Source organism: Campylobacter sp. CNRCH_2015_0338h (assembly GCF_025772785.1).
In the GTDB taxonomy this organism is placed as follows: Bacteria; Campylobacterota; Campylobacteria; order Campylobacterales; family Campylobacteraceae; genus Campylobacter_D.
In genome coordinates this window covers 58305-64675 of sequence record NZ_JAKMST010000008.1, presented here as the reverse complement: position 1 = coordinate 64675, position 6371 = coordinate 58305, and the positions used below count along the sequence as shown (strand labels likewise).

Annotated in this window: 6 protein-coding genes and 5 tRNA genes; all 11 read right to left on the bottom strand. The window is 29.1% G+C overall.

What is annotated here, in order from left to right; translation table 11 throughout:
* Window positions 1–180: 180 nt before the first annotated feature.
* A complete protein-coding gene (locus tag L8X30_RS06830; protein WP_263679582.1) occupies window positions 181–1047 on the bottom strand; it encodes a hypothetical protein in 867 nt (288 codons plus the stop codon).
* A 100-nt stretch (window positions 1048–1147) separates the two neighbouring features.
* Window positions 1148–1232: transfer RNA gene (locus tag L8X30_RS06825), tRNA-Leu, on the bottom strand.
* A gap of 5 nt (window positions 1233–1237) precedes the next feature.
* Window positions 1238–1314, bottom strand: a tRNA-Arg gene (locus L8X30_RS06820).
* Window positions 1315–1341: 27 nt separating this feature from the next.
* Window positions 1342–1418 (bottom strand) — tRNA-Arg (locus L8X30_RS06815).
* A 3-nt stretch (window positions 1419–1421) separates the two neighbouring features.
* A tRNA-His gene (locus tag L8X30_RS06810) sits at window positions 1422–1498 on the bottom strand.
* A 12-nt stretch (window positions 1499–1510) separates the two neighbouring features.
* A tRNA-Pro gene (locus tag L8X30_RS06805) sits at window positions 1511–1588 on the bottom strand.
* A gap of 86 nt (window positions 1589–1674) precedes the next feature.
* Complete coding sequence (locus L8X30_RS06800; RefSeq protein ID WP_263679581.1) at window positions 1675–2397, bottom strand: TerC family protein; 723 nt, start codon at window positions 2395–2397, stop codon at window positions 1675–1677.
* Between the two features lie 41 nt (window positions 2398–2438).
* Window positions 2439–3011 (bottom strand): phosphoribosylglycinamide formyltransferase, encoded by a 573-nt coding sequence (purN, locus tag L8X30_RS06795; RefSeq protein ID WP_263679580.1) that lies wholly within the window; start codon window positions 3009–3011, stop codon window positions 2439–2441.
* On the bottom strand, window positions 3002–4348 hold the full coding sequence (locus tag L8X30_RS06790) for an NAD(P)H-hydrate dehydratase (protein WP_263679579.1): 1347 nt from the start codon (window positions 4346–4348) through the stop codon (window positions 3002–3004). The genes purN and L8X30_RS06790 overlap by 10 nt, the downstream gene beginning before the upstream one ends.
* Complete coding sequence (rmuC, locus tag L8X30_RS06785) at window positions 4332–5672, bottom strand: DNA recombination protein RmuC (RefSeq protein WP_263679578.1); 1341 nt, start codon at window positions 5670–5672, stop codon at window positions 4332–4334. Before rmuC ends, L8X30_RS06790 begins: the two co-directional genes overlap by 17 nt.
* Before the next feature lie 2 nt (window positions 5673–5674).
* Window positions 5675–6364, bottom strand: coding sequence for an NYN domain-containing protein (locus L8X30_RS06780; protein ID WP_039619378.1), 690 nt, complete (start codon window positions 6362–6364; stop codon window positions 5675–5677).
* Between the last annotated feature and the right edge of the window lie 7 nt (window positions 6365–6371).

The following is a 6371-nucleotide window of genomic DNA, read 5'->3' as shown; positions in this document are numbered from 1 at the left end:
ATATATTGTAGATGTGGGAAAGTTATTTTAGGGAAATAACGGAAGGAATGTAGAATAATATAGAATAGAAGATGTAAGAGGATAAAAAACTCCAAAATTTTAGTAAGGCTTTTAATTTTTGCATAAAACATATTTAACTATAAAGTTAAAACGCTTGTTTTGCCAAAATAATATATGATTTTAACCAAATAATTCCATAGCGTCTTTGTATGCACTGACCAACGAAGCTAAAGTAACAAAACCACCGATAATTAAAAAAATCATTTCGATTTTTTTTCTTTTATTCTCTTTTATTTTTTCCTTTTTATCTTCCTCTTGATTTTGTTCAATATGCAAAATATCAACAAGATTTTCTATCTGGATTTTAAGCTCTTGATGTTGTTCTAAAATATCGTAATATTGAAATATAATTTTCCATATTGCATGTTTTTGTTGGTAGTTATAGTGCACTGGATTACTAAAAAAATACTTTAGATTAAAAACATAAAAATCTTTTTTAATATCAATAACATCATGATAATTTTCTTCATCTATAATACTTGAAGTTAAATTCAAGTAATACTCCATTTTCTCACGATAAGCCAAAGAAAGCGTAAACATAGTCATTGTATCGTTAAATTTACTTTCACAATTATTAAATCTAGCCTGAAATAAAAAGCCTTTTTCTGAAAACACAACTTTAATATCTGGATTATCATAACAATTTGATTTATCTATTTTTAATGTAGAACTACCTCTTAATAGTTGCGATATTTTACCATCATTCATATTTTCATCGGTATATACAACTATATGATCTATCACACCTTTTTTAAATTGACAATACTCTTGACTTACCGAGACTCCATCTTTTATACATATAATACATATATCAAAAATTTTATATATTAATATTGTATCTTTGGCATACTTTTGATCTTCTATATTGGTGTAAATTTCTAAATTTTGAGCCAAAAAGGTATGAAAAAAATCTTTTGTTCTTGTATCTTCTTTAAATTTATCCTTACAAAAATTTTCAATAATTTTAACTTGATATATATTTACCACAGCATCTTCCTAGTTTTGCAATATTATAAATTTAATTTATATTATAAATATGACTAAGATGAATCGCGAAACTTAAATACTTAAAAGAATTTTAAATTAGTGGTGCGGATGAAAGGACTTGAACCTTCACGCATTGCTGCACCAGATCCTAAGTCTGGCGTGTCTGCCAATTTCACCACATCCGCAAAAGTGGTACGCTCAAGAGGATTCGAACCTCTGACCTACGGCTTAGAAGGCCGTTGCTCTATCCAGCTGAGCTATGAGCGCATAAAAATAAAAGTAACAATAGGCTTATGGTGCGCCCGATAGGAATCGAACCCATAACCTACAGATCCGAAGTCTGTCGCTCTATCCAGTTGAGCTACGAGCGCTGATGGGGTGAGTGATGGGAATCGAACCCACGACCCTCAGGACCACAATCTGATGCTCTAACCGACTGAGCTACACTCACCATTTATAAAAATGGTCGGGGTGAAAGGATTCGAACCTTCGGCCCCTTGGTCCCAAACCAAGTGCGCTAACCAGACTGCGCTACACCCCGATGTACAAAAATAAAGCGTTATTTTACATAAAAAAATATTAAAAGTCAAGATAAAAAAGTATTTAGCATAAAAAATGCTAAATACTTTAAGAATTGTCTGTTTGTTTTTTTTGTGAAATGATGTTTAAAATTTCTACTATCAAAGAAAAAGCCATAGCTGTATAAATATATGCTTTATCTATATGGATATCAAAACTTTCACATACTAAAACAAAGCCTATCATTACTAAAAATGCCAAGGCTAAGATTTTAATGCTTGGATATTTTTCTACAAAATCCGCAATTGGTTTAGAGGCAAAAAGCATAACTAAAACTGCAATAATCACAGCAATAATCATAATCTCTATATCTTGAGCAATGCCCACAGCAGTAATAACACTATCAAGAGAAAATACTATGTCTATCACAGCTATTTCAGCAACTACAACCCAAAGCTTATTACTAATTTTTATATTACTTTGACTTTCCTCTTGGTGCATTATACTTTCTTTAATTTCCTTAATAGACTTAACTATTAAAAACAGCCCTCCAAGTAAAAGCACTAAATCCCTACCTGAAATTTCATTGCCTAATATACTAAATAAAGGCGCAACAAGTTTCATCACCCAAAATAAAGACAATAATAATAAAATTCTAGTAATCATCGCAAAAGCGAGACCTAGAATTCTACCCTTATCTCTATGTTCTGGTGGTAATTTAGAAACTAAAATCGCTAGAAAAATGATATTATCAATACCTAGTACAATCTCCAAAGCTGTAAGAGTAAGCAATACCACCCAAGCATCTACACTAAAAATCCATTCAAACATTTACTTTCCTTAAACAAAAGCGTAATTATAATGATGAAAAATTAATCATTTTCAAAAATTTTTACAATAGCTTCAGGCAAAAGTGTATGTTCGAGCTGGTGGATTTTATCTTCAAACTCTTCAAAGCTTAGCTTAGCTTTTTCAAACGCCTTTTGTGCAATGATTTTACCACCATCAAGCTCTTCATTAACCCAATGCACACTAATGCCTGCTACTTTCATATCACTTTCATAGCTTTCTTTGATAGCATGAGCACCTTTGAATAAAGGAAGCAAAGAAGGATGAAGATTAATAGCTTTTATATTTTGAGTGAAAATAGGACTTAAAATTCGCATAAATCCTGCTAAGATGGTTAAATCTGCTTGACTTTCTTTTATAATTTTTACTAATTCTGCATCAAATTCTTCTCTTGAAGCAAATTTTTCATGTTCTATGATTTTAGCATCAAGGTTATATTTTAAAGCTCTTTGTATGCCGTAAGCTTCTTTTTTATTGCATACACACAAAACCACTTCAAAGGTATTTTTACCAAAAGTTTTTTTATGTAATTTTTCTAAAATATTTTCCAAATTACTTCCATTACCACTAAATAAAACTGCTAATTTTATAAGCATTTTAACCCCTTTATTAATTTTAAAGCATCAAAACTAATTTTATTTTTCTTATAATTTTTAGCTACTAAAGCATGAGCTAATACTGCATTTTTAGTGGCTTCTAAAGCATTAAAATTAGCTCCAAGTAAAGCTACTATCATACCACTTAGCACATCCCCACTTCCACCTTTTGCTAAAGCTTCATTGCCACAATTTACTACAAAAAGTTTTTCTTTTTGAACGATGATAGGATTAGCCCCTTTTAACACCAAAGCACATTGGAATTTAGAACTAAATTTTCTTGCATAAAAAAAGCGATTATTTTGAATTTCTTCTACGCTTATATCCTCATTAAAGCAAAGCTTTAAAAGCATAGAAAACTCTTTAGGATGAGGAGTTAAAACAACATCTTCTCTATCAAGATAAGAAAGTAAATTTTTACCTTGAAAGCAATTTGCATCTAAGACTAAAGGAATGTTTTTTAATCTTTCATCTTTTAAAATACTTAAATCATCAAGTCCCATGCCTATAGCAGCTGCATTTATTTTGCCTTCAATATCATCTTTTAGCATAATCAAAGGCGAAAAGCTTTCTTTAGCCACTAAAGATACAAGCCCCGCTCCAAACTCCAAAGCACCAAGTCCAGCTAGAGTACCCGCGCTTTTATTGGCAAAAATATAAACATGGCCAAAATCACCTTTATTTGAGTTAACCTTTTTTGGAATGAGTTTTAAATCTTTTTTTTCTAGTAAAAAGCTTGAAGTATTTTGCATATAAGGTTTTAAACCCAAATTCGCAATTTTAATTTTACCTACAAATTCTTTTGCAAAATCTTCTAATAAAATTTCTTTAATTACCCCCATGCAAAGAGTATAATCAGCCTTAAAACATAGCTCTTGTCCAAGCCCGCTAGGAATATCACAAGCTATTTTTAAAGCTTTGCTTTTAGTAATTTTTTTAAAAATTCTTTGCAAATTTTTATCTAAAGCTTTATTTAAACCACTTCCAAAAACACAATCAACTATAATGTCAAAATCTTTAAATTTAGGTTCTTTTTTTAAGAAATTAAAACCTATATTTTTTAAAATTTGCTCTTGCTTGGTAAACACTGTACTTTTTTTATATGGTACAGTATAAGCAAAAGCTTTTTTTAAGTGTCTAATGGCCACAAGTCCATCAGCTCCATTTCCACCAGTACCAAGCAAAAATAAAATTTTAGCATTTTTTATGTTTTTACTTTTTTTCTTAATCAAATTTGCAAGCTCTATGCCTGCATTTTCCATCATTAAAAACTCATCCAAACCTTTTTCAATAAGCTCTTTTTCATAAGAAATATTATCTTTAAACACTACTTTCATCGCCCATCTCACATTTTATAAGCTTTTGGGTTTTAGCGCCTAGCTCTTTAAGCTTTATCACTCTTGAAGCAATATTTCCACTTCCATGAGTAAGCTTTGTTTGCATATTATCTACATTTGTGTTTAATCTTTTGATGTTTTCTTTGATTTTTTCAAAATCATCTAAAACACCTGCAAATTTATCATGAAATTTGCCAAGCTCATCAAAAGCTTTTAGGATATTTTCATTACTTTGTATATTTTTCCATGAAATATTTATCGTATTTAGTGCCATAAAAAGAGTGTTTGGTGTGGTTAAATAAACCTTTTTTTTATAAGCATATTGATAAATTTCAAGATCTACATTTAAAATCAAATCTAAGATATTTTGATAAGGTATAAAAAGCAAAACAAACTCATAAGTGTGTTTATCATACTGCATATAAGGCTTTTTGGCTAACTCGTCAATCCTTGATTTTAGATTATAAGCCAAATCAAGGCAGGTATTTTGACTAATATCTTCAAAAGCAAAATCACTTGGTAAAGAAAATTTTGCATCTATGATTATACTTTTTTGTTTATCTAAAAATACTACCGCATCAGGAATATAGGTTTTACCCTCATCTTGAAATCTCTCTTGCAATTTATACTGCACGCCCTCTACCAAACCACTATTTTCTAAAACTGATTTTAGTTGCAATTCTGCAAAATTACCACGAATTTTTTTATCGCCCTTTAAAATTTTAGCTAACTTATCTGCATTTTCTGTCATATTTTGGCTAAATTTAAACATATTATCAATATGAGTTTTAAGACTAACTTCATTTGAATTTAGTCTTTCATTGTATTCTTTAACGCTTTTTTTCACAGGCAAGAAAATTTCTTCTAAGATTTTTTTTGTATCCTCATTAAGCATAAGTTTGTTTTGGTTTAAAATACTAGCATTTTGTTTTTGTAAATTTTGTTCTAATTCTTGTTTTAATTCTACTAAGCTTTGCTTGTATTTTTCTTCTAGTTTTATTAAAGTTTGGGTATATTCTTCTTTTAAATTCGCACGCTCTTTTAAATGTATATTTAAAAGTTCTTGCTGGGTTTGTTCTTTTTGAGCTAATTTTGCTTCTAAAGCCTCATTTTTAGACAAATATAATATTTTTTCATCTAAAAGTTTGGAATTTTTTTCTATGAGTGTAGTTTTTTCAAACTCTAAATTAGCAAGTTGATTTTGCAAAGCTATATTACTTTGGTTTAAAAACTCTAATTTTGCTTTTTCTTTTTGACTTTTAAACACGTACCATATAAAAGCCAAAATTACAACAACTAAAAAGGCTATCAAGATATTTTCCATTTTTAAGCCTTTGTTTTTTCAATAAGAAAATAAATATTTTTTTCATTACCTTCTTTAAATTGTTTCATTTGTGGTAAAAACTCTTTTACTAATGCTCTAAAATTTTTAAAACCAAAATTTTGAGGGATAAAATTTGCGTGTTTTCTATTCATATTGGTGCGAATTTGAGCATATTCAGCACGGCCTTTTTCTTCTATTAAAGCTTCTGTGATATTGATTAAATCTTTGATATATTCTTTAGTGCTTAATATTTTTTCTTTGGATTCATCTTGATCTAAATAAAAAAATTCACTAAAAGAATTCACATAAGATTTTACAGCTTGTTTTAAACCCATACCTATAACTTGCTTTTTGCCCTCTTTAAGTCTTTGAATTAAACTAGTATAATCACTATCACTTGAAACAATGACAAAAATATCAATATCTTTTTCATAAAAAAAACTCATAATCTCAGTGATTAAATACATATCACTTGAGTTTTTATTAGCTATAAAATTAAATTGTTGCATAGCAATGATAGAATATTGTGCGATTTGTTCTTTCCAATTTTGTATATTTTTTTGTGTCCAATCTCCATAAATTCGTTTTATAACGATTTCTCCATAATCAGAAGCGATATCAAAAATAGATTTTGCATATTTTGAAGGAATATTTTCTGCATCAATAAAGATCGCCACACTTTTATTATCCATTTTTACT